This is a genomic window from Chryseobacterium shigense (assembly GCF_014207845.1).
In the GTDB taxonomy this organism is placed as follows: Bacteria; Bacteroidota; Bacteroidia; order Flavobacteriales; family Weeksellaceae; genus Chryseobacterium; species Chryseobacterium shigense_A.
Map to the genome: position 1 here is coordinate 236,440 of NZ_JACHLC010000003.1, position 24,225 is coordinate 260,664.

General features: G+C 36.6%; 26 protein-coding genes and 3 tRNA genes. 11 read left to right on the forward strand and 18 right to left on the reverse strand.

The genetic code is table 11. From position 1 onward, the window contains the following. Nucleotides 1-108 precede the first annotated feature (108 nt). From HNP36_RS13805 to HNP36_RS13840, 8 genes are all read right to left on the reverse strand, one after another. Entirely contained in the window at nucleotides 109-735 is a 627-nt protein-coding gene (locus tag HNP36_RS13805) for an FMN-dependent NADH-azoreductase (RefSeq protein WP_184164693.1), read from the reverse strand. 59 nt (nucleotides 736-794) lie between these two features. Then, nucleotides 795-1,382: a Crp/Fnr family transcriptional regulator gene (locus HNP36_RS13810; RefSeq protein ID WP_228456379.1), complete on the reverse strand. Its 588-nt coding sequence runs from the start codon at nucleotides 1,380-1,382 to the stop codon at nucleotides 795-797. 124 nt (nucleotides 1,383-1,506) lie between these two features. Beyond that, a tRNA-Glu gene (locus tag HNP36_RS13815) sits at nucleotides 1,507-1,578 on the reverse strand. Nucleotides 1,579-1,676: 98 nt separating this feature from the next. Beyond that, nucleotides 1,677-1,748: transfer RNA gene (locus HNP36_RS13820), tRNA-Glu, on the reverse strand. Between the two features lie 10 nt (nucleotides 1,749-1,758). After that, nucleotides 1,759-2,013 (reverse strand): 30S ribosomal protein S20, encoded by a 255-nt coding sequence (gene rpsT, locus HNP36_RS13825; RefSeq protein WP_048501176.1) that lies wholly within the window; start codon nucleotides 2,011-2,013, stop codon nucleotides 1,759-1,761. Nucleotides 2,014-2,080: 67 nt separating this feature from the next. Beyond that, nucleotides 2,081-2,401 carry a hypothetical protein gene (locus HNP36_RS13830; protein WP_047454243.1) on the reverse strand — a complete coding sequence of 107 codons (321 nt, stop codon included), beginning with the start codon at nucleotides 2,399-2,401 and terminating at the stop codon, nucleotides 2,081-2,083. Nucleotides 2,402-2,412: 11 nt separating this feature from the next. Beyond that, nucleotides 2,413-2,487, reverse strand: a tRNA-Glu gene (locus HNP36_RS13835). Between the two features lie 58 nt (nucleotides 2,488-2,545). Next, nucleotides 2,546-3,835, reverse strand: coding sequence for an N-acetylmuramoyl-L-alanine amidase (locus HNP36_RS13840; RefSeq protein WP_184164696.1), 1,290 nt, complete (start codon nucleotides 3,833-3,835; stop codon nucleotides 2,546-2,548). A 53-nt stretch (nucleotides 3,836-3,888) separates the two neighbouring features. On the opposite strand from HNP36_RS13840, the gene HNP36_RS13845 reads away from it, so the two are divergent. The 3 genes from HNP36_RS13845 to HNP36_RS13855 all read left to right on the forward strand — a co-directional run bounded on the left by HNP36_RS13845 (nucleotide 3,889) and on the right by HNP36_RS13855 (nucleotide 7,420). Then, nucleotides 3,889-6,474 (forward strand): putative LPS assembly protein LptD, encoded by a 2,586-nt coding sequence (locus HNP36_RS13845; protein ID WP_184164699.1) that lies wholly within the window; start codon nucleotides 3,889-3,891, stop codon nucleotides 6,472-6,474. Between the two features lie 110 nt (nucleotides 6,475-6,584). Next, nucleotides 6,585-6,965, forward strand: coding sequence for a RidA family protein (locus HNP36_RS13850; RefSeq protein WP_184164702.1), 381 nt, complete (start codon nucleotides 6,585-6,587; stop codon nucleotides 6,963-6,965). Then, complete coding sequence (locus tag HNP36_RS13855) at nucleotides 6,965-7,420, forward strand: hypothetical protein (protein ID WP_184164705.1); 456 nt, start codon at nucleotides 6,965-6,967, stop codon at nucleotides 7,418-7,420. The genes HNP36_RS13850 and HNP36_RS13855 overlap by 1 nt, the downstream gene beginning before the upstream one ends. 60 nt (nucleotides 7,421-7,480) lie before the next feature. Here the strand turns inward: HNP36_RS13855 and HNP36_RS13860 are convergent, their stop codons facing one another. Beyond that, nucleotides 7,481-9,010: a trypsin-like peptidase domain-containing protein gene (locus HNP36_RS13860; protein ID WP_184164708.1), complete on the reverse strand. Its 1,530-nt coding sequence runs from the start codon at nucleotides 9,008-9,010 to the stop codon at nucleotides 7,481-7,483. A 373-nt stretch (nucleotides 9,011-9,383) separates the two neighbouring features. Between HNP36_RS13860 and HNP36_RS13865 the strand changes: the two genes are divergently transcribed. Next, on the forward strand, nucleotides 9,384-10,760 hold the full coding sequence (locus HNP36_RS13865) for a rhodanese-related sulfurtransferase (RefSeq protein WP_184164711.1): 1,377 nt from the start codon (nucleotides 9,384-9,386) through the stop codon (nucleotides 10,758-10,760). A gap of 33 nt (nucleotides 10,761-10,793) precedes the next feature. After that, nucleotides 10,794-11,339 carry a 5-formyltetrahydrofolate cyclo-ligase gene (locus HNP36_RS13870; protein ID WP_317168974.1) on the forward strand — a complete coding sequence of 182 codons (546 nt, stop codon included), beginning with the start codon at nucleotides 10,794-10,796 and terminating at the stop codon, nucleotides 11,337-11,339. On the opposite strand, the gene HNP36_RS13875 is transcribed toward HNP36_RS13870, so the two are convergent. Together HNP36_RS13875 and HNP36_RS13880 are read right to left on the reverse strand one after the other, a co-directional pair. Next, complete coding sequence (locus HNP36_RS13875; RefSeq protein WP_184164717.1) at nucleotides 11,288-11,869, reverse strand: hypothetical protein; 582 nt, start codon at nucleotides 11,867-11,869, stop codon at nucleotides 11,288-11,290. The genes HNP36_RS13870 and HNP36_RS13875 overlap by 52 nt on opposite strands. Further along, entirely contained in the window at nucleotides 11,853-13,034 is a 1,182-nt protein-coding gene (locus HNP36_RS13880) for a hypothetical protein (protein ID WP_184164720.1), read from the reverse strand. The genes HNP36_RS13875 and HNP36_RS13880 overlap by 17 nt, the downstream gene beginning before the upstream one ends. A 182-nt stretch (nucleotides 13,035-13,216) precedes the next feature. Between HNP36_RS13880 and HNP36_RS13885 the strand changes: the two genes are divergently transcribed. Further along, nucleotides 13,217-13,558, forward strand: a complete 342-nt coding sequence (locus HNP36_RS13885) for a hypothetical protein (RefSeq protein ID WP_184164723.1) — start codon at nucleotides 13,217-13,219, stop codon at nucleotides 13,556-13,558. Nucleotides 13,559-13,775: 217 nt separating this feature from the next. Here HNP36_RS13885 and HNP36_RS13890 read toward each other — a convergent pair whose 3' ends face one another. The 7 genes from HNP36_RS13890 to HNP36_RS13920 all read right to left on the reverse strand — a co-directional run bounded on the left by HNP36_RS13890 (nucleotide 13,776) and on the right by HNP36_RS13920 (nucleotide 19,799). Then, on the reverse strand, nucleotides 13,776-14,549 hold the full coding sequence (locus HNP36_RS13890; RefSeq protein ID WP_184164726.1) for a TrmH family RNA methyltransferase: 774 nt from the start codon (nucleotides 14,547-14,549) through the stop codon (nucleotides 13,776-13,778). 79 nt (nucleotides 14,550-14,628) lie between these two features. Beyond that, complete coding sequence (locus HNP36_RS13895) at nucleotides 14,629-15,054, reverse strand: hypothetical protein (protein ID WP_184164729.1); 426 nt, start codon at nucleotides 15,052-15,054, stop codon at nucleotides 14,629-14,631. Nucleotides 15,055-15,056: 2 nt separating this feature from the next. Further along, nucleotides 15,057-16,604 (reverse strand): DNA recombination protein RmuC, encoded by a 1,548-nt coding sequence (gene rmuC, locus HNP36_RS13900; RefSeq protein WP_184164732.1) that lies wholly within the window; start codon nucleotides 16,602-16,604, stop codon nucleotides 15,057-15,059. Nucleotides 16,605-16,685: 81 nt separating this feature from the next. Continuing rightward, entirely contained in the window at nucleotides 16,686-17,441 is a 756-nt protein-coding gene (locus tag HNP36_RS13905; protein ID WP_184164735.1) for a DUF5995 family protein, read from the reverse strand. Nucleotides 17,442-17,575: 134 nt separating this feature from the next. After that, nucleotides 17,576-18,046 (reverse strand): YciI family protein, encoded by a 471-nt coding sequence (locus HNP36_RS13910; RefSeq protein ID WP_184164738.1) that lies wholly within the window; start codon nucleotides 18,044-18,046, stop codon nucleotides 17,576-17,578. Between the two features lie 4 nt (nucleotides 18,047-18,050). Continuing rightward, nucleotides 18,051-19,229, reverse strand: coding sequence for a nicotinate phosphoribosyltransferase (gene pncB, locus HNP36_RS13915; protein WP_184164741.1), 1,179 nt, complete (start codon nucleotides 19,227-19,229; stop codon nucleotides 18,051-18,053). 93 nt (nucleotides 19,230-19,322) lie between these two features. Further along, nucleotides 19,323-19,799 (reverse strand): Dps family protein, encoded by a 477-nt coding sequence (locus HNP36_RS13920; RefSeq protein WP_184164744.1) that lies wholly within the window; start codon nucleotides 19,797-19,799, stop codon nucleotides 19,323-19,325. Between the two features lie 349 nt (nucleotides 19,800-20,148). On the opposite strand from HNP36_RS13920, the gene rpsL reads away from it, so the two are divergent. From rpsL to HNP36_RS13945, 5 genes are all read left to right on the forward strand, one after another. Then, nucleotides 20,149-20,562: a 30S ribosomal protein S12 gene (gene rpsL / locus HNP36_RS13925; RefSeq protein WP_002983146.1), complete on the forward strand. Its 414-nt coding sequence runs from the start codon at nucleotides 20,149-20,151 to the stop codon at nucleotides 20,560-20,562. A 23-nt stretch (nucleotides 20,563-20,585) separates the two neighbouring features. Further along, complete coding sequence (rpsG, locus tag HNP36_RS13930) at nucleotides 20,586-21,062, forward strand: 30S ribosomal protein S7 (RefSeq protein WP_034677991.1); 477 nt, start codon at nucleotides 20,586-20,588, stop codon at nucleotides 21,060-21,062. A 6-nt stretch (nucleotides 21,063-21,068) separates the two neighbouring features. Next, nucleotides 21,069-23,186: an elongation factor G gene (fusA, locus tag HNP36_RS13935; protein WP_184164747.1), complete on the forward strand. Its 2,118-nt coding sequence runs from the start codon at nucleotides 21,069-21,071 to the stop codon at nucleotides 23,184-23,186. 16 nt (nucleotides 23,187-23,202) lie between these two features. Continuing rightward, nucleotides 23,203-23,508, forward strand: coding sequence for a 30S ribosomal protein S10 (gene rpsJ, locus HNP36_RS13940; RefSeq protein ID WP_002661363.1), 306 nt, complete (start codon nucleotides 23,203-23,205; stop codon nucleotides 23,506-23,508). 202 nt (nucleotides 23,509-23,710) lie between these two features. Further along, complete coding sequence (locus tag HNP36_RS13945; RefSeq protein WP_184164750.1) at nucleotides 23,711-24,208, forward strand: low affinity iron permease family protein; 498 nt, start codon at nucleotides 23,711-23,713, stop codon at nucleotides 24,206-24,208. Nucleotides 24,209-24,225: the final 17 nt, after the last annotated feature.

Consider the following 24,225-nt stretch of genomic DNA (forward strand, 5'->3'; position numbering starts at 1 on the left):
CTTAATGTTCGGCAAAAAGGCAGTTATAATCCCTATAAAAGCTGCAATAGCAAAAAGGCTTACGTAACCCTGGCCTAATCTCTCCTGTATTTTGTGTGTTAGTTCCAATTAACTAATGGTACTGATGATCTGAAAAATTTCTTGTTTGGATTGTTCAAATATTTCTCCTCCAAATTCTTCGTTATCCAGTGAAATTATAGTGACATCTTTAACGCCCATCATTCCGAAAATAAATTTCAGATAGGTAGTCTGGAAATTCATGTGCCCGTTTTTTCCGTTTTCACCATAACCTGTATCGCCTCTGCTTGAAAGAATGAACAGTTTTTTGTTTTCAAGCAATCCGACATAATCTCCATCAGGTTTTCCGGAACGGAATTTCCATGTTTCATTAATCCTCATGATCTGATCTATATAGGCTTTTAATCCGCTGGGAATTGACCAGTTGTACATAGGTGTCCCAATTACGTAAATATTATTTTCCTTCAGTTCTTTTACCAGTTCATTGCTAAGCTGTAATGCTTCCCGGTTTTCATCGTTCCGGTCTTCAGGTTTTGTAAAAGCTTCTGCAATCCATTTTTCATCAATAGGCTTAATGATTTCCATGCCTGTTTCCCTGAAGGTAAAATGATCATCAGGGTATTTACTCATCCAGTTGTCAACAAATAGTTGTGTTAATTTTCTGCTGTATGACCGTTTATCTCTGATGCTTGCATTGATAATAAGTAAGTTGTTCATTTCTTTAAATTTAATAAATCAAAGATCTGAACTTAAAAAATGAAGGATATTGACCTAGTTCAATGGATTTTATTTTTCTTACGGATTCTGCTCAGGAATTCTGCTGAAATTCCCAGATAGGAAGCAATGAGGTATTGTGGAATTTTAGCCGTGATTTCCGGATAATTTTGTACAAAATCCAGGTAACGGTGTTCTGCGTTATAAATATGGTTGTAGATAATTCTTTTTTGAAGCGCGCCAAGATAACTTTCTAAAATGATGCGGAAATATCTCTCAAGAGACGGAATCTGCTCCAGCATTTTTTGAAATGACTGAAAACTGATCTGCAAAAGGTCTGTTTTTTCCAGCGCCTGAATATTGTATATGGAGGGTTCCTGTTTACGAAAACTGTCCATATCTGTTGCCCACCAGTTGTCTACTGCAAAATAAAGAATTTCTTCATTACCGTTATCAGCATTGATACAGAAGGCTTTTAAGGTTCCGGAAACAATATAATTATCTGTACGGCAGATCTCCCCGTTTCTCAATAGGTAATCTCCTTTCTCCAGAGTCTTTTCTGACCAGAAAGTGTTCATCAGCACTTGTTCCTCTTTTGTGAGTTTAATGTGCCTTGAAATGGCATCAGCTAATTTTTGCGAACCGTTCAAAATATTTGTTGGGATTTGGTAAATATGATGATATGCAAATGTAAGGAAAGGAATTGTAAATAGGTTTATCAGTTATCCTAAAAGAAAAACAGGAAAAACGATTTAAATCGTTTTTCCTGTTTAGTAGCCCGTAGGGGAATCGAACCCCTCTTACCAGAATGAAAATCTGAGGTCCTAACCGATAGACGAACGGGCCTTCTATCTTCCACTATCAGATAGTGTGTTAGTTTTTTGTTTTTATAAGTTTACAACTCTTATTATTTAATCACGCCAATTAGTAATGATTAAATTTAGTAGCCCGTAGGGGAATCGAACCCCTCTTACCAGAATGAAAATCTGAGGTCCTAACCGATAGACGAACGGGCCAACTATACTTTTACGCTAATTTATTAACGTGCTTTGTTAATTTGCTTTTCAAGTTAGCTGCTTTGTTCTTGTGGATAATATTTTTCTTAGCTAATTTATCCAATAAAGCGATAACTTTTGGCAGTTGCTCTGTAGCAGCAGCTTTGTTTTCTTCATTTCTCAAAACTTTAAGAGCAGTTCTTGCAGTCTTGTGATAATATCTGTTACGAACTTTTCTAACTTCGTTTTGTCTAATTCTCTTTAATGCTGATTTATGATTTGCCATATCGTTCAAATGTGAGTGCAAAACTATAAACTTTTTTTTAATCTGCCAAATTTATTTCTGAAATTTTTCAATTTTCTTCTGACAGGTATTTTCTGAGTTTATCTATTGCTTGTTCTATTTTTAAATTCTCTTGTTCTCGTTCTATTTTCTTGATTGTGCTGCTTAGCATAATCATCGCATTGTTCCATTCTCCAGTGGTATTGGTAAAGGTAAGTCCGTCAATCGTTACTTCAAAAGCAACCCTTTCTCCTGTCCTGTAAAGCCTGAAACTTATTTTATCATCCCTGCCTGTAATCCCGTCTTCATTGATTTGTAAATCGTAACTTTTTGGGTTAGAGTGGATTTTCTTAAAAAGAAGTTTGGCTTCTTGTATTTTTAAATCCGGCATGATATGAAATTTGGTAGCCTATAGGGGAATCGAACCCCTGTTGCAAGAATGAAAATCTTGAGTCCTAACCACTAGACGAATAGGCCAAATTTTGAGGTTGCAAAAGTAATAATTAACTTTTTAACTTCAAAATTATTTTTTACGTTATTTGAAAACTTTTTGGATAATAGTATTCTTGATTCCTTTGGATTCAAGGTCTTTTTGAAGCTTTACAGCATCCTCCAGAGTAAATACTTTACCATAGGTGTAATAGAACACGCCATTCTCTTTATTTCTTTCCACATCTTTCAATGTCTGAAGAATAAATGAGTTGCCGTTCAGTTTATCGCCGGTATAAACCTCAATGGTATAGTAACCAGTCAGCAGTTTCTGATTAGGCATGAATCCTACTGCATAAGCATTTCTGAATCCTGCATCTTTAGCCGTTTTAAGATTGATATCTCTTACAGAAGCCATATTGGTAACCCCGTAATAATATTTGTACTGGCCGTTGTCTTTAATAGGCAGAATATAGTTTAAGCCTTTTAAAGCCGGATCTCCATCATTGTATTTTGTAGGAGAACTCAGCAATAAAATTCTGAAATCATTTTTTAAAGGAGTTTCCGCAGGTTTTTCAGGCTCAGGTCTTTTTATAGCAACAGATCCTCCGCCTGTTTTTCTGTCAATTGCTTTTTTATAATCAATGATAGCATTATAAATACTCTCTGCAATTTCGTCCTGTCCCTTTTCAGAGGCCAGATAGTGACTTTCTTCAGGGTGGTTGATGAATCCTGTTTCTATCAGTACGGATGGCATTGCATTCATACGCAATACGTGAAGGTTTTTCTGGAAAACACCTCTTGAAAATCTTTTGTCCTTATTTACAAAATTGTTTTCTACCAGTCCGCCAAGCAGTAAGCTGGATTCCAGGTATTTGTTCTGCTGGAGTTTCAGGGCAATAAGAGATTCCGGAGAACTTGGATTATAAGATCCGAAAGTCTGTCTGTCTTTTTCATCAAGAAAGATCACATCATTTTCTCTTTTTGCTACTTCCAGGTTTTCATCATTCTGGTTGGGTCCCTGTACATAAGTTTCAGTTCCGTAAGCTGTAGGTCTTTGCGAAGAATTACAGTGGATAGAGACAAAAAGGTCCGCTTTACTTCTGTTAGCCAGATTGGTTCTGTCTGAAAGAGAAGGGTATTCGTCAAACTTACGGGTATATATTACTTTGAAATCTCTGTTTTTTTCCAGCATTGATCCTACTTTCAGGGTAACGGCGAGCGTAACATCCTTTTCTGCAACTCTTCCGATATCCGAATAAGTCCTGTTCGCTCCATGATCACTTCCTCCATGACCGGCATCCAAAACGATTGTAAATTTCTTTTGCGAAAAAATTAAAATGCTGGAAAGGATGAAGAGAAATGATAAAATTATTTTAAATTTTTGCTTGTACATCTTACAGTTTTAAAAATTATACTAATTTTGAGCCTTAATTATATAGAATAAAATTGGCCAAAACCGTCCTCAAAAATATATTACAAATTTTAATTATCCTAATTTTTAACAATTTTTTAGCACAGAAAACACCTGAAAAATTGCCTAAAAATGCGGTTAATGATACTATTTCCAAAAAGGATACCATTGTTGTAAAAAAGGAAGCTTTAGATGATATTCTCCATACAAAAGCGGATGATCAGCGAAGAGATGTTCCCAAAAAGATGACGTTTCTGAATAAAAATGCCCAGGTAAAGTATCAGGATATGCAGATAGATGCAGATTATATCTCTATTGATGATAATAAAAATTTAATCTACGCACGCGGAAAACTGGATTCTTTAGGCAAGATCATTGAACCTGTAATAACAACTCAGGCCGGTAAAAAATATGAAACCAATGAGTTCAGTTACAACACAAAAACAAAACAGGCCATAGCTTTCAATGCAAGAACAGAAGAAAGCGAAGGAGTAATTACCGCACAGAAAACAAAAAAATATAACGATTCCGTTTTCGCAATGAGAAATGCGGATTATACTACGGACGAATATTATATCAAGAAAAAAGATACCGTTTCGGATTACTTTATGCGTGCATCCAACATCAAGCTTATCAAGAATAAAGATAAATCGCAGATCGTTACAGGGCCTATCCAGATGTATATAGAAAAAGTGCCTACTCCGCTTATTCTTCCGTTTGCCATTCTTCCGTTTTCACAAAAGAGGGCAGCCGGTATCCTGATTCCAAGTTTCGGGGAAAGGGAAGATGTAGGTTTTTTCCTTAATGGATTAGGATATTATCAGCCGATAGGGGAACATTTTGACCTTAAAGTACTTGCCGATATTTATACCAAAGGAAGCTGGAACTTAAGACCGCAGATGAATTACCTGAAAAAATACCGGTATTCCGGAACATTTACAGCAGATGTGGGAACTATGGTAAGAGGAATCAAAGGTCTGGATGATTATACCAAGAACAGCACCTACAGAATTGCATGGACTCACACACAGGACACAAAGGCTAATCCTTTCCTGACTTTCAGTGCTTCCGTGGATATTGTAAGTACCAAATTTTATAACAATCCGCTTAATAACAACTACATTTTCAACCAGAATGTTCTGAACACCCAGCAGAGTTCAGCGGTAACAGTTACCAAAAGATTCCTGAAACTGCCTGTTACCATCACAGGAACAGCATCGTATTCCCAGAACTTTGCTACCGGGCTTGCAGACCTTCGTCTTCCGCAGATGAACGTGGCGATTAACCAGTTTTATCTGTTTAAATCCAAAACAGGGGTAAGACAGGGGCTTCTTGAAAATATCACCGTGAATACAGGCTTTAACCTGACCAACTTTGTAACCACACAGGAGAATGAACTTTTTACAAAGGCAATGTGGGATAAAATGCAGACAGGGCTTAAAAATAACATTGCTTTGGGAACCAATACAACCATTGCCAAATATTTTACATTCAGCTTAAGTGCAACAGTTGATAATGCTTTAACAACAAAAACTCTTAAGAAATATTATGATCCTGTAAATAATGTGGATGTTGATGAAATCCAGAAGAATATAGCAGGATATTCTACCTTTTCTTCATCTGCCAGCCTCCAGACAACCCTTTACGGAATGTTGAAATTCAAAAAAGGTTCTGCTGTAGAAGCGGTAAGACATATGATGACGCCAAGCCTTAGCTTTACCTATTCACCGGATTTCTCAAGTCCAGGGTTCGGATATTATAAGAATTATTATAATGCGGAAGGAGCTTTGACACCTTATTCTATTTTTGAAAAAGGAATTGTGGGAAGTCCGTCAAGCGGTGTGGTAGGAGCTTTAGGATTTAATATCGGGAACAATATTGAAATGAAGGTGAAGTCTAAAAGTGATTCTACCGGTGTGAAGAAGATAAAAATCTTTGAATCTCTTAATCTTTCAGGGAACTATAATTTTGCAGCAAAAGATCACCCGTGGTCTGTATTCAGCATCAATGGGCAGTCTTCTTTCTTTAACAATAAATTAAACGTTAATACCAGCCTTTCACTGGATCCTTATAAGATAGTTTTTGCTCCGGGTGCAACACAGGGAGTAAGAACGGAACAGTTCGGACATTTCAGTGTACAGGGATTCAACGTGCAGTTATCATATCCTTTAAGCAGCGAGATTTTCGGCGAGAAAACAGATTATGCTAAAAAGTATCCTGCGAAAGGAGAGGTAAGAAATGAAAATTATTATTTTGATGATGATAATTATGCCCATTTCGATCAGGCATGGACGTTGAATATCAATGCCAACTATGCTTACTCAAAAGGCTTATCGGCTCTTGGGACCAAGATTGCCTCCGTAGGTCTGGACGGAAGCATCAAACTTACTCCATACTGGAATATCAATGGAAGCACGCATTTTGACCTGGTGACGAAAGATCTTGCCTATACAAGAATCGGGTTTTCCAGAGATCAGAGAAGTTTTACAATCAATTTTAACTGGGTTCCTTTCGGGCAGTATAAAGTATATGACTTCTTCATCGGTATCAAAGCCAATATCTTAAGTGATGCCCTGAAGTATAAAGACAGAAGTTTCACACAGCCTGGTGCACCTTTCTAATATCAGATTGACAATTGTAAATATAAATTTTATATTTGCACCAGAATACATTCCAATGTGACCACTGCCGGTGATTGCATAGAACCTCAGAAAAAAATAAATATCCGTATATGAAACAAATAATCAACACAGTTAATGCACCTGCAGCAATAGGGCCTTATTCACAAGCTAATATGGCAAACGGGGTTTTATACATCTCCGGGCAAATCCCTGTAGATCCTGCAACTGGTAAACTGGTAGAGGGAATTGAGAAGGAAACACACCAGGTTATGAAAAACCTTCAGGCTATTCTTACTGAAGCAGGAATGACCTTCAAAAATGTAGTGAAAGCTACCATCTTCCTTAAAAGTATGGATGATTTTGCAGTAATGAATGATATTTATGCCTCATATCTTGATGCAGACAGCTACCCGGCCCGTGAAACTGTACAGGTTTCATGCCTGCCTAAGAACGTTGATATTGAAATTTCTATGATTGCACATCAGGATTAATGAATTTTATAAGAAATACATTTGCGATTCTTGTAGGCCTTGCTATAACAGGGCTTATTATTACTCTTGGGATAAGAGTTTTTCCGCAATGGATCACTTTCGAGGCTTTTGCTCCTTTTGAGCACTGGCAAAGGTTTCTTTACAGTATGAGAGGCGATAATGCATTTTTCGGGTTTCTGCTGTTTATTTCCGGGCTTGGAACAACGATAGGGGGTGTGGCTACTGCGCTTATTGTGAAGTATGCTAAAGTGGCATATGCTATTCTTATCGGCTTTATCATGCTTTTTATAGCCATGCTGGATGTTATTGTATTTCCGTATCATCCTACGTTTTATAAGATCTCTATTTTTCTCACTTTTTTCCCGTTTTCGTGGATAGGAGGGAAGATTGTAGCAGTGATTTATGAGCGGAAGAATAAAAGAAGAATTGCCGAGAAAATGAACAAAACAAAATAAAAAAACGCTGCAACATCTGCAGCGTTTTTTGTTAATATGAGAAGACAGTTGTCTGCTTGATTAAGGCATCTTGAATCCTTTGGTATAGATTCTTCCGTAGTCGTCCACGAATTTCACCTGTACATTACCCTGGTATTTATCAAGGATCTTTTCTACATCTTTCTGTGAATTGACCGGTTTACCGTTGATTTCTATAATGATGTAATTGTCTACAATTCCGATTTTGGCCATCTCACTTCCTTCGCTTACATTTTTGGCAACAACGCCACTATTCAGGCCATATTCTGTTTTGAATTTTTCATTAAGCGGATCGAAATCTGCCCCTATTTTCTCAGTGACGCTCAGATCAGCTTTTGTTCTTGTTGAAGTTCCTCCTTTCTGGTCTTTCAGCGTTACTGTAGTTGTGTTTTCTTTACCGTTTCTTGAATAAGTTACCTGAACTTTATCTCCAGGACGCTTGCTTCCGATAGACATGGAAAGATCAGCAAAATCAGTAATGTCATAACTGTCTATTTTAGTAATGATGTCACCTTTTTTAAGACCTGCATCTTCCGCGCCGCTGTTATCTCCAAATCCTGTAACATAAACCCCCGAACCGGATTTGATACTGGTTTTATACTGTTGATTATAGGCAGCCACCTGCTGATCGTTGGAAAGATCTAATGATGAAACTCCTAAGAATCCTCTCTGTACAATTCCGAACTTCTTGATATCCTCAACAATTTTTCTTGCTAAATTGGAAGGAACGGCAAATCCGTACCCCTGATAATATCCTGTGGTAGACTGGATGGCAGAGTTAATACCGATAAGGTCACCATTAACATTTACCAGCGCTCCTCCTGAGTTACCGGGGTTAATGGCGGCATCGGTCTGGATAAAGCTTTCAATTGGGTTGGTTGCTTTTCCCTGGCCTCCAAGGATTCCGATTCCTCTGCCTTTAGCAGAAACAATTCCTGCAGTTACCGTAGAGTTTAATCCCAACGGGTTTCCTACTGCAAGTACCCATTGTCCTACTTCAATATTGTCTGAATTGGCAAAATTTAAATAAGGAAGTCCTTTTTCTTCAATCTTTAATAGTGAGATGTCCGTATTAGGGTCTGTTCCTACCAAAGTTGCGATATAAGATTTTTTATTGCTTAAAACCACTTCCAGTTTATTAGCCCCTGCCACAACGTGGTTGTTAGAGATAATGTATCCGTCCGGCGAAATAATCACCCCGGATCCCATTCCTGAAGGCATATTGTCCGGAGCCTGCTTCTGTCTCTGCTGGCCTCTTCCTCCTCCTCCCAAAGGATCTCCGAAGAAGAAATCAAACAGATCCTGTTCTGAAGCTCTGCTCGTTCCTCTGCTTTGGTAATTTTTAATAGTAACAACAGCCGGAACCGTTGTTTTTGATGCTTTTACAAAATCGTCACCCACAACCCCCGTATTCATTCCTACAAATGATGCGTTTGGAGCGGCTGCTGTAAAATAAGATGGGTCGCCATTATTGGAATGTTGACCGAAATATTGTATTGTCCCAACGGTAGTAGCTCCTGAGACAACTCCCACTACTGCAAATGGTAATAGTTTTTTTAAAGTACTCTTCATTGTATATCTTTCTTTTTATTTATTGATTTTTGTTTTATCGTAAACAAATTTAATGTTAAATAAGTAAGCAATTAGTATGCTATGTTTCAATTTTAACTAAAATTTAACGGCTATTATGCCATTTTATAAATTATGTCATAATCCTCAATGATGTATTAACAAAACTTAAAATATTCTTAAACCGAAAATATGACATTTTGTAAAGCGGTAACAGTAAAAATGTCAGGTATTAAGATACAACAATAAACCAAAAGTCTTTCACGGATTATTATTACAGGTCATTAAATTACTCATTATGCTTTACCGGATAAGCAGGTTCAATGTAAAAATGATTATATTTGCAAAAATTTTTCTCACTTAAAACGTTTATAGCATGCAACTGTACAACACCTTAAGCGCAGAAGAAAGAGCTCAGCTTATTGATGAAGCCGGTGAGGAACGCCTTACATTGTCTTTCTATGCGTATGCCAAAATTGAAGATCCCAAAAAATTTCGCGATGAACTATTTATAGCCTGGAATGCACTTGATGCACTTGGCCGTATTTATGTTGCTCATGAAGGCATTAACGCTCAGATGAGTGTTCCTGCAGACCAGTTTGAGGCTTTTCGGGATACGCTGGAAGTTTATGATTTTATGAAAGGAATCCGTTTGAATGTAGCGGTTGAACAGGACAATCATTCTTTTTTAAAACTGACCATAAAAGTAAGACACAAAATTGTTGCTGACGGTTTGAATGATGATACTTTTGATGTTACCAATAAAGGAATCCATTTAAAAGCACAGGAATTTAATAATATGCTTGAAGATCCGAATACTATTGTAGTGGATTTCAGGAATCATTACGAAAGTGAAGTAGGGCATTTTGAAGGGGCTATTACCCCTGATGTGGAAAATTTCAGGGAAAGTCTGCCAATTATCAATGAGCAGTTACAGGATTTTAAAGAAGATAAAAACCTGCTGATGTACTGTACAGGGGGAATTCGTTGTGAAAAAGCGAGTGCCTACTTCAAGCATCAGGGTTTTAAGAATGTTTTCCAGCTGGAAGGAGGAATTATTGAATATACCCGCCAGATAAAAGAGGAAGACATAAAAAGTAAGTTCATTGGTAAAAACTTTGTTTTTGATCACCGTTTGGGAGAGAGAATTACAGACGATATCATTGCACAGTGCCATCAGTGTGGAAAACCTTGCGATGACCATACGAATTGTGCCAATGATGCCTGTCATTTATTATTTATCCAATGTGATGAATGTAAAGCTGCGATGGAAAACTGCTGTTCTACAGAATGCCAGGAAACCATACATTTGCCATGGGATGAACAGGTGAAATTAAGAAAAGGACTTCAGGTTGGGAACAAGGTTTTCAGAAAAGGAAAATCGGATGCTTTGAAATTCAAAAATTCGGGAGATTTATCAACCCAGCCTTTAGGGAAAGCTACAATGGCTGAAACAAAAGATATTCGTCAGAAAATAAAAGTTAAAAAGACATTAATCGGAAAGGCGGAACATTATTATTCAAAATCAAAAATCGCCCAGTTCCTGATTGAAAACAAAGAACTTTCAGTTGGAGATAAGGTTTTGATTTCAGGACCAACAACAGGTGATCAGGAGGTTACAATTACGCAGATTTATGCAAACGGAGGACCTTGTGAAACTGCAAAAACAGGTGATCAGATTACTTTTGAACTTCCTTTCAGAGTTCGTCTGTCTGACAAATTATATAAAATTGCACAAACTGAAAACGCATAAGCCATGTTAAAAGCTGAGCTTAGAAAAGAATATATGCAAAAAAGAAAAGCCTTGTCAGTAGATGAGGCTTTTCTGTTATCTGAAAAAATACTTAAGAACTTCCTGGATTATTTTAAACCCGAAACAGGCCAGAAAGTACATATTTTCCTTCCGATTAAAAAGTTTAAAGAGATTGATACAAAAATCTTTATTGAGGCTTTCCTGGATAAAAATATGCATGTTTTTGTACCTAAAGTCGTTGCAGGAAACCTGTTCTCAGTAGAAATTAATAGTGAAACAGCATTTGAAACCAGTGAATGGGGAATTCCGGAGCCTGTTTCTAATGAAGATTCCGGGGAGCAGCACTTTGATTATGTAATTACTCCTTTGCTTTACTGTGACGGCAGAGGAAACAGGATAGGCTATGGAAAAGGTTTTTACGATGCGTTTTTCCAAAGTATTTCCGAGACATCCAGAAAAATTGGTGTCAATTATTTCAATCCTGATGAGAGAATTGATGATGTATGGGAAAATGATATTCCTTTAGACTATTTGGTTACTCCAACAGAGGTGCTGTCTTTCTTTACCGGATCAGAGTAGAAATCCAGGAAATAGAATTTAAATTCTTTCTTGATCATTGGGGTGGAAAGCAAAATATACTGTGCATTTTTCTCAAAAGTTCCCAAAGATTTATTTTTTGCATCAAAATATTCAAGATTGAAGCGGGCATAATCCAGTGTATCTTTTTTATAGAATTCTTTATACACGTTCAGGCTGTTTACTTTCACGGATTTTACTTTCAGGCTGTCCAGCTCTCTGAACAGGTTTTTAAAAGTTGCGGAATCCGGTTTATGAAAATAGCTTTCCATTTGGGAATAAATGAACGAATCTACTTCTGTATTTCTATTGCCGGAAAGATATAGGGTGGAGAGGTCCAGAAGTTCCTGTACTTTCTGCTTGGTAATGGAGTTTATGGCCTGCATACTATCCATCTGTACAGCAGGATAGCTTTTTACATTGTTGCTGTTTCTTAGCATATCCAGATCGCTTACTTCTCTCTTTTTATTATTGCAGGAAACAAATGCTAAAAAAAGTAATGCGAAAATTAAAAAATTATTTATTCTTTTCATCTGTAGATGCGATTTTAAATTTGATGGATACTATTTTTCCTTTACTGTCCTTTTTCATCTCTATAACACTGAGGTTTTTCAGAGATGTGGTAGGGGTTGTAACGAGTGTAATATATTTTTGCTTATCAAGCCTTTCTATACCATAAGTATTATTGTCGTATACCTGGTAAATCACTGCATTATTGCTGATAAGGCTTTCCAATTGATTTCTTTTCTGTTTAATAAGGGCAACCTGTTCTGCAGAAGTTCCGCCTTTTACATCTTTAATTGAGAAATAATAGGCTGCCATTTTATAATCATCCGGTTTCAGCTCTATCTTTTCCTCTTCAGGGGCATTTTCCAGATTCCGGTTAACCTCCAACGGCTCATAGAAGGGAGCACTGATCCTCATTTTCAGGTTTTTATCTTTGGTAGAGTAGAGGAAACATTCTCCGGGCTTTATTTTATACATAATCGGAGATTCATTTTCTTTGATGACCATAATATCTAATGTATTGATCACATTAACACTGCGGTCTTTGTCTATAAAGCAGTATTTATAAGTTTTTGAGAATATTTCGTCTTTAAAACCAAGAACTCCGGTAACGGCAATTAAAATGGTCGTAACAATAGCCCATGCATTTTTTTTGAGTAAATTTTTTCTTGAAACAGACGGTTGTGTTTCAACCGTGGATAATGTTACTTCTTTTTCTTTAATTGGCTGGTTATCAGTATTTGATTTTTGTAAATCAGTGTTTTCCTGAGGCTGAAACTCTATTTTTTTTGCCGGAATTTCAGTTTTTGGAATTTCAGGGGATAAGGATACTGTTTTTTCCAGTTCTTCGATGTCTTCCTGCTCAGAATCTTCATTTTCCTGCAGTAATTCTCCCGCAAAAAGATGCTGTTTTTTGAAGTCGTACCAAGATTCGTATCCTGCATAAACACTCAGTAAATTGAGCATGTCAATTCGGGGTAGCTTGGTAACCGGTGAAGTTTTAAAATAGGTGTAAAAAGATTTTTCGCTGATGTTGCCTTTCGCCTTTTTTCGAAGATCCTCCTGGAAATATATGATATCTATCCCTTTCCATTTTGAAATTTCATCCTGGGAAGGGGTAGATTTTTTTAAATATTCTGTTTGAACGTCTTTTTTTAGCTGTTCAAAGTGTAATAGATCTAAATCTGTCAATTTTTATTAAATGATTAAATTGTTGATTATCAGTATTGTTTTTTTGTAAAATGATTTTACAAATGTATTACAATTATTTTTCATAAACAACTTTTGTATCTGCTCTACCTTTGTCTTGTTCAAATAACAGAACAGAAGAAAATTTATAAAAACAATATTAACAAAATTAAATTTAATTTATTATGAAAAAGTCATTATTCGTAGCTGCTATCGCTGCAATCTCTCTAGTTGCTTGTAAAAAAACTGAAACTACTTCTACTGAAGGAGCTACTGATTCTGCTGCTGCTAACGTAGCTGATTCTGCTGCTGTAGTTACAGATTCTGCTGCTAAAGTAATTGATTCAGCTGCTAACGTTGCTGTTGACGCTACTAAAGATGCTGCTGCTGCTACAACTGCTGCTGGTGTTGATGCTGCTAAAGCTACAACTGAAGCTGCTGCTGACGCTGCTAAAGGTGCTGCTGATGCTGCTAAAGGAGCTGCAAAAGATGCTGCTAAAGAAGTTAAAGACGCTGCTAAGAAATAATTCTAGCATAAGCTTAACAATAAAAGAACCGTTTCACCCTGTGAGACGGTTTTTTTATGCACATATTTTAGGATGGAAGATTCGAAGATGATATGATGTTACCTGTATAATGCTCAAAGTCAAAAACGTCTAATAAAAGTAGATTTATTCAATGAGACTGACTTGAACTTGTTTTATGGCTTGAACAACTTCCCTCTTCCTTCACCAGGCTTCCTTTCTAAATATCATCTTTCTTTTGCCTCAACGATTCATAGCAGGTAATCGCTACAGCATTACTCAAATTTAAAGAGTCAATGCTTCCTGCCATAGGGATCAGCGTGTTTTTTCCTTTTCCAATCCAGAAGTCACTTAATCCTGAATGCTCAGTTCCGAATAATACAGCGGAGCGCTGTGTGAAATCTCTCTTATAAATATCTTCAGCAGTTTCATCCATAAGTGTTGTATAGATGTTGAAATTGTTTTTCTGCAGAAAGTTTAAAGTTTCTTCATTTTCAGCATCATAAACTTCCATTCCGAAAAGACAGCCAACACTTGAACGGATTACATTAGGGTTATAAAAATCAGCTTTTCCGTTTGCAACCACCAAAGCATCAATTCCAAAAGCTTCACAACTTCTCAGAATTGCACCAAGATTGCCCGGTTTTTCTACTCCTTCCACAATGATTATGGTTGAGTTTTCTTTAGGAGTAAATGATGAAAGTGAATTCTCTTTGGTTTTATAAATCCCGATAATTCCTTCAGAACTTCCTCTGTAAGCTATTTTTTCGTAAACTTTTTCACTTACATGATGGATTTTGCCTTCCGGAAGTTTTCCCTTAAATATGGTTTCGCAGATAAAAAACTCTACAGGTTCAAAATCATACTGTAAAGCTCTTTCATTTTCCTGCTGCCCTTCCACAACAAAAACCTTTGATTTTTTACGAAACCTGTTGTCAGCCAAAAGCTTGGTGACATTTTTTATTTTATCGTTCTGAAAACTCTCTATCAACATGCTGCAAAATTATGCAAAATTTGTGATTAGACGGGTTTAGTTTTAATGAAAAGGCTTTTTCAGTATTTTTAAATAGAAGTTATTTTTTTGGAGTATTTTGAATTTCCGGCTTAGACTTTAAGAGCAGCAAACTGCCGATAAACATGGTCACACAACTGGCAATCCACAGATAATATCCTAAACCATAAGAGGCAATAATGAATTTGTGTCCCGGTTCATTAACTATTATTTCAGTTTCAGTCAGATAATATAATGCTGCGCCCAGGGAAAGAAAACCTAAGAAAGCAGCTATTTTGGGCTGTCTGGCCAGCAAGAAAATCCATGAAAAGAAAAGTATAGGATTAGTTATCCAGGAAATCCCATCTCCGTAAAGATCGGTCCATCCCCATAGAAAACAAACTGAACCATATACTTCACCTCCTTTTTGGGTAAAGACAGCAGGAAACATCAAAGAAATCAGAAAAACGACAATGCTGACAATGAAAATGATATGGTTTTTTTTCATGTTTAGTTGTCCGGATCTAAGAAGCTGTTGTTATCAATGAGATTTTGTGGAGGGTTTTCTTCCAGTAGCTCAGTATTTTCTTCATTAGATTTGGCTCTTGTAATTAAGTTTTCAGGAAGTGATTTTGTAGCTTTAGCTCCCATTACCTTTAATCTTTGAGCGCTGGTTACCAGGTTTCCTCTTCCGTCAACCAGTTTATTCATAGCTCCTTCATATTCTGTTTTGGCTTCTTCCATTTTTTTACCCACCTTTAACAGATTGGTAACAAAACCATCAAATTTATCATATAAAGCTCCGGCTTGACGAGCAATTTCTATAGCATTTTCCTGTTGCTTCTGGTTGGTCCACATACTGTCAATTGTCCGAAGAGTCGCAAGTAATGTGGAAGGGGTAACTATTACGATATTTTTTTCAAATGCTTTGTTGTACAGCAGTTTGTCTTCATTGAGAGCAATGGCAAAAGCAGGTTCTATTGGAATAAACAGTAAAACAAAATCGGGGCTTTCCATTTCATAAAGGCTATGGTAATTTTTGCTGCTCAGTTGTTCAATATGTCTTTTTAAAGATAAAACATGCTCTTTTAGAAATTGAGTTCTTTCTTCATCTTTTTCTTCGTTCACATAACGTTCGTAAGCAATCAGAGATACTTTAGAGTCAATAATCATTTTCTTTCCGTCAGGAAGGTTCACAATAACATCTGGCAATACCCGGTTTCCTTCGGTAGTTAAATGGCTTTTCTGAATTTCATATTCTCTTCCTTTCTCCAGACCTGATTTCTCTAAGACTCTTTCTAATACCAATTCTCCCCAGTTTCCTTGAATTTTACTGTCACCTTTTAAGGCTTTAGTTAGATTTAAGGTCTCCTTGCTCATTTGGATATTTAAATCTTTCAGCCCAATGATTTGTTGTCGAAGGGCGGCATGATAATCAATACTTTCTTTGTGGGTGTCTTCTACCTTTTTTTCAAAATTGTTAATTTTTTCCTGAAGGGGATTTAATATATTTTTAAGATTCAGTTGGTTTTGTTCAGTAAACTTCTCTGTTTTTTCTTCTAATATTTTATTGGCTAAATTTTCAAACTGCAATTTACCTTCTTCCTGAATTTTTAGAACTTCTTCTTTTTGAGTTTCAACAGATTTTTTTAAGCTGTCATTAATTGCAGAAAGCTCAGAGTTTTTCGCAAAAATATTTTGCTTCTCTTCTAATAAATTTTCGATCTGGGAAGCCTGTTTTGAGTTAAGCTGTTTCATTTCTGAGAACTGAGCATTTAATGAGGTATATTCTGCAGAAATTTTTGCATATTCATTTTTCAGGTCATTCAACAGGTCTGTCTGTTGTTGGTTCTGTTCTTTTTCTTTGTTGATATTTTGGGTGAGTTCCTGAACTTTCAGATTAAGATTTTCCAGATCCGAATGATTTTTGATATGCAGATTATTCAGTTCATCATAAGAATTTCTTGAAACCGTAGACGATTTTAAGGCAAAGTACAAAATAACGGCTCCCAGAATTCCGCCAGCAATAAATCCAATAATTAAATATGTCATCTCCATGCTTCAAAATTACAAAAAGAAAAATTGATTTCTTTTATGGGAAACCGTCAAAATTTTATCAGATGAAAGAATGAATATGGACTAAACAGTTTTTGTTCCGGATAGAATTTCAATATTTTTCACAATGTCATTGCTTTCACATTTTTTCAGTTCTTTAGTTAAAGCAGGTGTAAGGAGCTTAGGATTTAAGATCTGAGATGCCACTTTTGCTGCAGCATAATCTACAATATTGATAACGGATTCTCTTAAAAAATTGGGTGTATTAGAAGCTATGACTGCGGTGGCCCAGGAAGTTTCCCTTGCTTTGGAAATCGCGAAATCCAGAATGGCATTATCTTTACCATTTGAGATTTTGTCGATAAGATCCACAGGATAGCATATTTTGTTTAAAGAATCCTGGACCTGTTGGTTGATTGAAGCTATTACTGTGTTGATATTTTCAAAATCTTTTTTAAGCGGATTTATTTTCCGATACGGCATTATTGTAGCTGCCGAGATCCCCAGATCAAGATTAATATGAGCATTCATTCCTAAGAAAATATGCTGTAAGATCAGAAGGTTTTTGTTTTTAGTTGCTTCAAAGGCCAAATACCAGGAGTTTGTGATCTTTTTTCCTTTACTGTAGTTTTCCCACGCGTCTAAATATCTTTGGGCAAAAGCAATATCTAATAAAATCATCCTGGGATTGTCTTCAAACTTTTTTTGTTGGATTCCCTTTAAAACCTGAGCGGTCATAATTCTGTAAGTACATGCAAAATATCCGGCTGGACTTTGGTTTTCTTTGCACCAGATGATGATATCATCCAGTTTTTTAAGGACTTCTTCTATTGTTTTCATAAAGGTTTTAGTTTTCTTAAAAATAGTAAAAACTTACTATGATTATGATACAGAGTAATTATTTCTTTAGTTTTAATTAAACAAAAAAAGTGAGCCGGAAAGACTCACTGTAAATTATACATTGTAATATGATATTATGGATTTTCTTTCGAAATTTCCTCATGATGTTTTAAATACAAAGGCAATGCGGCAGATCCATACCACGGGAATATTTCATAACTGAACACCCCGGCCTGTACTGCAGGATCAGTTTTTACCCATTGCTCGGCTTCTTCTTTAGACTTTGTGTTGAAAATAAACATACCTCGGTAATTTTCTTTGTTTTGCTCAAGGAAAGGTCCTGCCACAACAATTTTTCCTTCATCAGCCAGTTTTCCGATGTTGGCTAAATGGCCTTTCATCAGCTCTCCCATTTTGGCTTTGTCTTCAACTTTTGTAGGGCCGGAAGTGAGCATTATGATCGTGTAAGGTTTCATTCCGTATTTATCAGCACCTAGAGACGTTGCCAGTTCCTGATTGAATTTCGGTTTTTCTGTTTTCTTTTCCTGAGCGAAGGATAATGTTCCTGCAAGAAGAGATAAGGTTAAAAATGTTTTTAGTTTCATTGTGTTAATCTTTTATTCTTAAAAATTCTTTAGCCAGTTCGATCATTTTAGGATCTCCGGTGTATTTTCCATGTTCGTCGGAAAGTTTTACGGTTGGGATCCACTCTTTGTTCGGAGCCTGTACCCCGATCAGCTTCATTACTATATTCATTGGTTTTAAACCGACATCGTTGGTAAGATTGGTTCCGATTCCGAAGGATACCCCGATTTTTCCTTTGCAGTAGTTGGTGATTTCTTCTACCTTTTCCAGGTTTAATGCATCAGAAAAGATGATATATTTAAATAAAGGATTGATTCCGTTATTTTGATAGTGGGCTATTGTTTTGTCTGCAAACTCCAACGGATCACCACTGTCATGGCGTACACCGTCAAACAGTTTTGCGAATTTTTTGTCAAACTGCTGGAAGAAAACATCAGTAGTATAAGTATCTGATAATGCAACTCCAAGATCACCTCTGTAAACGTCTACCCAATGTTCGAGTGCCATTTCGTTGGCCATTTTAAAACCATATTCGGCGGCATGGAACATAAACCATTCATGTGCATGGGTGCCAATTGGTTTTACATTGTATTTCATGGCAAAATGTACATTGGAACTTCCGATGAAGGTTGATTCTTTATTTTGTGTTAAAGCTTCCATCACCAGATTCTGTACCTTATAGGAATGTCTTCTTCTGGTCCCGAATTCTGCGAAATTTACACCAAGCCTTGCGAGTGAATCTGCTTTTTCTAAAGTTCTGTTCATAACGATCTCATTGGAATCTCTTTCCATATGGTTCATTTCGTAATGAAGTTCACTGATCAAAGCAAGAAGGGGAACTTCCCAGAGAATGGTCCTGTACCAAAGTCCTTCAACCGTTACGGAAAGATCGCTGCCTTCCTGGTGTATCTTTACCTCAGACGGATCGTAATGATAGCCTTCTAAAAAATCCAGATAGGGCAGATCTATATAAGGACAGGTTCTTGCCATGAATTTTTTTTCTTCCTTGGTAAGCTTCAGTTCTGCCATTTTGTTGACTGCTTCCTTTAAAGCCGCATCGAAACCTTCCGGAAACTGGTGTTTTCCTCTGTTGATGAATTCATATTTTACAATGGAGCTTGGGAATAGCTTTACCACTGCATTTTGCATCGTTATTTTATAGAAATCGTTATCCAGAATAGAGTTTAATCGAACATCATTCATAATATGTGTAATTTTAACGCAAATATAGTCATTTAAAATAAAAATCGCCTAAATGTAAGACGATTTTTTTATTAATCGGTTGATTTTTGCAGGTTACTTCCCTAAATAAGAATTGTACATCCATACTTCTTTTTCCTGTTCGGTAATGTAATCACTCATTTGAGAGTTGGTTCCTTCATCTCCTGCTGCGTCTGTAATGTCCAGAAGCTCTCTTTGCAGGTCAATCACTACTTTGAAAGAATTTAGGATAAGCTCAACACTTTTGTTGGCATCCGTTACTTCTTTGCTCTCTTTAATACTAGCCACTTTCAGATAATCTGAGTAGTTGTGGGCTGGAGTTGCTCCTAAAGTAAGGATTCTTTCCGCGATCTCATCAATTTTCAGCACAAGACTGTTATATAATTCTTCAAACTTAGGATGAAGCGTGAAAAACTGATCTCCTTTAATATTCCAGTGGGAACCTCTTGTGTTTTGGTAAAATACGGAATAATTGGCTAACAGGATATTTAATTTTTCTGAAATGTTTTTACAGTCGGCCTCTTTTAAGCCGATAATACTTGCATTTTTCATAAGTTTATTTTTTATGTTAACAAATTTAGAGAATATCGTGCCGAAAAGACTTGAGTTTCAATAGAAGATAACTATAGGAAAGTTTTTTAAAATAGTTTGGAAATAAAGGTTAAACTGTATTTATATGATATTAGGTTACCAATTAAATTTTACGATTGTTTAATATAGTATACTTTAAGAAAAATAGCTTCCTGCTTTTATTTTTTTTCAATAGACATCGGCAGTTCTTTATTAGTCCTGTCAGAAGCAACAGCTTTTGCATGTAAGTATTTGATTTTAATTTTTATATAAGTGTTTGCAGATTAAAAAAATATTACTATTTTTGCACCCTAAAATAAAAAGCAATTAAATGCCTACTATTCAACAATTAGTAAGAAAAGGAAGAGCCACGCTTGCCAAGAAGAGCAAATCGGCTGCCCTTGATTCTTGTCCACAAAGACGTGGTGTATGTACGAGAGTATATACCACTACACCTAAGAAACCTAACTCTGCACTTAGAAAAGTAGCAAGGGTAAGACTTTCTAACGGTAAAGAAGTTAACGCCTATATCCCGGGCGAAGGACATAATCTTCAAGAGCACTCGATAGTATTGGTTAGAGGCGGAAGGGTGAAAGACCTACCGGGAGTACGTTACCACATCGTAAGAGGTGCATTAGACACAGCTGGTGTAAATGGAAGAACTCAGAGAAGATCTAAGTACGGAGCTAAGAGACCTAAACCAGGACAAGCAGCTGCTGCTCCTGCAAAAGGAAAGAAAAAATAATCATTAAATAAGGTACAAAAGCAATGAGAAAGACAAAAGCGAAAAAAAGACCGTTGTTACCAGATCCGAAATTTAATGATCAATTGGTAACGAGATTCGTAAACAACTTAATGCTTGACGGTAAGAAGTCAATCGCATTCAAAATTTTCTATGATGCATTAGATATCGTAGAAACTAAAAAAGGAGAAACTGAAAAAACTGCACTTGAAATCTGGAAAGATGCACTTACAAATGTAATGCCTCACGTAGAAGTACGTTCTAGAAGAGTAGGTGGAGCTAACTTTCAGATTCCAATGCCAATCAGAGCTGATAGAAAAATTTCTATGGCAATGAAATGGTTAATTAGCTACTCTAAAAAGAGAAATGATAAGTCTATGGCTTTGAAATTAGCTAATGAAGTAGTAGCTGCTTCAAGAGAAGAAGGTGCTGCTTTCAAAAAGAAATCTGATACTCACAAAATGGCGGAAGCTAACAAAGCTTTCTCACACTTTAAATTCTAATTAGAAATGAGTAGAGATCTTAAATTTACAAGAAATATTGGTATTGCCGCTCACATTGATGCTGGTAAAACTACTACTACAGAAAGAATCTTATTCTATACAGGGGTAAACCACAAAATTGGTGAAGTTCACGATGGTGCTTCTACAATGGACTGGATGGAGCAGGAAGCAGAAAGAGGTATTACTATTACTTCTGCTGCAACCACTTGTTCTTGGAACTTTCCAACAGATCAAGGAAAACCTGTTGCAGACACTAAACCTTACCACTTCAACATTATCGATACACCGGGACACGTTGACTTTACAGTAGAAGTAAACAGATCTTTGAGAGTATTAGATGGATTGGTATTCTTATTCTCAGCAGTAGATGGAGTAGAGCCTCAGTCTGAAACAAACTGGAGACTTGCTGACAACTACAAAGTTGCTAGAATGGGATTCGTAAACAAAATGGACAGACAAGGTGCTGACTTCCTTAACGTGGTAAACCAGGTTAAAGACATGTTAGGATCTAATGCAGTTCCAATCGTTTTACCAATCGGTGCTGAAGAAGATTTCAAAGGTGTTGTTGACTTAATTAAAAACAGAGCTATCATCTGGGATGAAGCAGGACAAGGAGCTACTTTCGAAGTAGTGCCAATTCCTGAAGACATGAAAGCTGAAGTTCTTGAATACAGAGAGAAATTAGTAGAAGCTGTTGCTGACTACGATGAGACTTTGATGGAGAAATTCTTCGAAGATCCGGATTCAATCTCTGAAGAAGAAATCAACGAAGCGCTTAGAAAAGCTACTATCGATTTATCTATTATCCCAATGACTTGTGGTTCTTCATTCAAGAATAAAGGAGTACAGTTTATGTTGGATGCAGTATGTAAATACCTGCCTTCTCCATTGGATAAAGATGATATCAAAGGTACTGATCCAAGAACAGACGCTGAAATTACAAGAAAACCAGATGTAAACGAGCCTTTCGCGGCTTTGGCATTTAAGATTGCTACTGACCCGTTCGTGGGAAGACTGGCATTCTTCAGAGCATACTCTGGAAGACTGGATGCAGGTTCTTACATCTTGAACACCCGTTCAGGAGATAAAGAAAGAATCTCTAGAATCTATCAGATGCACGCTAACAAGCAAAACCCGGTAGAATATATTGAAGCTGGTGATATTGGTGCAGCGGTAGGATTCAAGTCTATCAAAACTGGTGATACTATGTGTGATGAGAAAAACCCGATCATTCTTGAATCTATGGTTTTCCCAGATCCGGTAATTGGTATCGCTGTTGAGCCTAAAACTAAAGCTGACCAGGATAAAATGGGTAACGCTCTAGCTAAATTGGCAGAAGAAGATCCAACGTTTACTGTTAGAACTGATGAAGCTTCTGGACAAACGATCATCTCGGGTATGGGTGAGCTTCACTTGGATATCATTGTTGACCGTATGAAGAGAGAGTTCAAGGTTGAAGTAAACCAGGGACAGCCTCAGGTAGAATACAAAGAAAACTTAACAAAAGTTGCCCAGCACAGAGAAGTTTACAAAAAACAATCTGGTGGTAAAGGTAAATTTGCTGATATCGTATTTGAATTAGGACCTGCAGAAGAAGGTAAAATTGGCTTAGAATTCATCAATGAGATCAAAGGAGGTAACGTTCCTAGAGAATTTGTTCCTGCAATTGAAAAAGGCTTTAAAGCTGCAATGAAAAACGGTCCTTTGGCTGGTTTCGAAGTTGAAGGTATTAAAGTTATTCTTAAAGACGGATCTTTCCACGCAGTGGATTCTGATGCACTTTCATTTGAAATGGCTGCTAAATTAGGATTTAAAGAAGCGGGACGTGCTGCTAAGCCAGTAATTATGGAGCCTATTATGAAACTGGAAGTTGTAACTCCGGAAGAATATATGGGTAACATCATTGGTGACCTTAACAAGAGAAGAGGTACTATCAGTGGTCAGGAAGAGAAAAACGGTGCTGTTGTAATCAAAGGTTCTGTTCCACTTTCTGAAATGTTTGGATATGTTACTACTCTAAGAACACTTTCATCAGGAAGAGCTACTTCTTCTATGGAATTAGAGAAGTACCAGGCTACTCCACAAAACGTTGCTGAAGAAATCATAGCTAAAGCAAAAGGTTAATTTTTAAATTAAAGAAATGTCACAAAGAATCAGAATAAAACTAAAATCTTACGATTATAACTTGGTAGACAAGTCTGCTGAGAAAATCGTAAAAACGGTAAAGGCTACCGGTGCTGTTGTAAACGGACCGATTCCATTGCCTACGAATAAGAGAATCTTCACGGTGTTGAGATCTCCGCACGTAAACAAGAAAGCAAGAGAACAGTTCCAACTTTCTGCTCACAAGAGATTGATGGATATCTACTCTTCTTCTTCTAAGACTGTTGATGCTCTAATGAAATTAGAACTTCCTTCAGGTGTAGACGTTGAAATTAAAGTGTGATAACTGCATACTTTGCAATGATTATAGAATCCGTTCCTTTTTAGGGGCGGATTTTTTATATACTTACACAAAACTATAAATTGGATCTGCCGAAACATTAGTGTTTTGCCCTTTCACATACCTCATTTATATCCAAACCCAAACTTTCTTATCTCTCATTCAAGTTAATTCAATACATTTATTCATTAAAAGCATTGATATTATGAGCCAAAAGAATAATAATCTTTTTGAAAAATTTTCAGACTGGGCAACCAAATTTACAGGAAGTTCATATGCATTTATCGGAGCTGCGCTCGTAGTGGTTGTATGGGCCGTTTCAGGACCTGTTTTTGATTATTCTGAAACCTGGCAGCTTGTAATTAATACAGGAACAACCATCATTACTTTTTTAATGGTTTTTTTAATCCAGAAGGCTCAGAATAAAGATTCAAAGGCCATACAGATCAAACTCAATGAGCTTCTGGCGGCTAATGAAAAAGCCAGTAACAGGATTGTAGATATTGAAGATCTTACTGAGAAAGAACTGGATCAGCTTCACTGCTATTATGAGAAACTTGCTGATTTTGCAGAAGAAGATGGCGATATTCACACCTCTCACTCTATAGATGCAGCACAGAGAAATCAGGATTATAAGCATGAATTCTTTAAGCACAAGCATGAAGAGTGGCTTCAGAAACAACAGGAAAAAAAGGAATCGTAATGATTCCTTTTTATTAT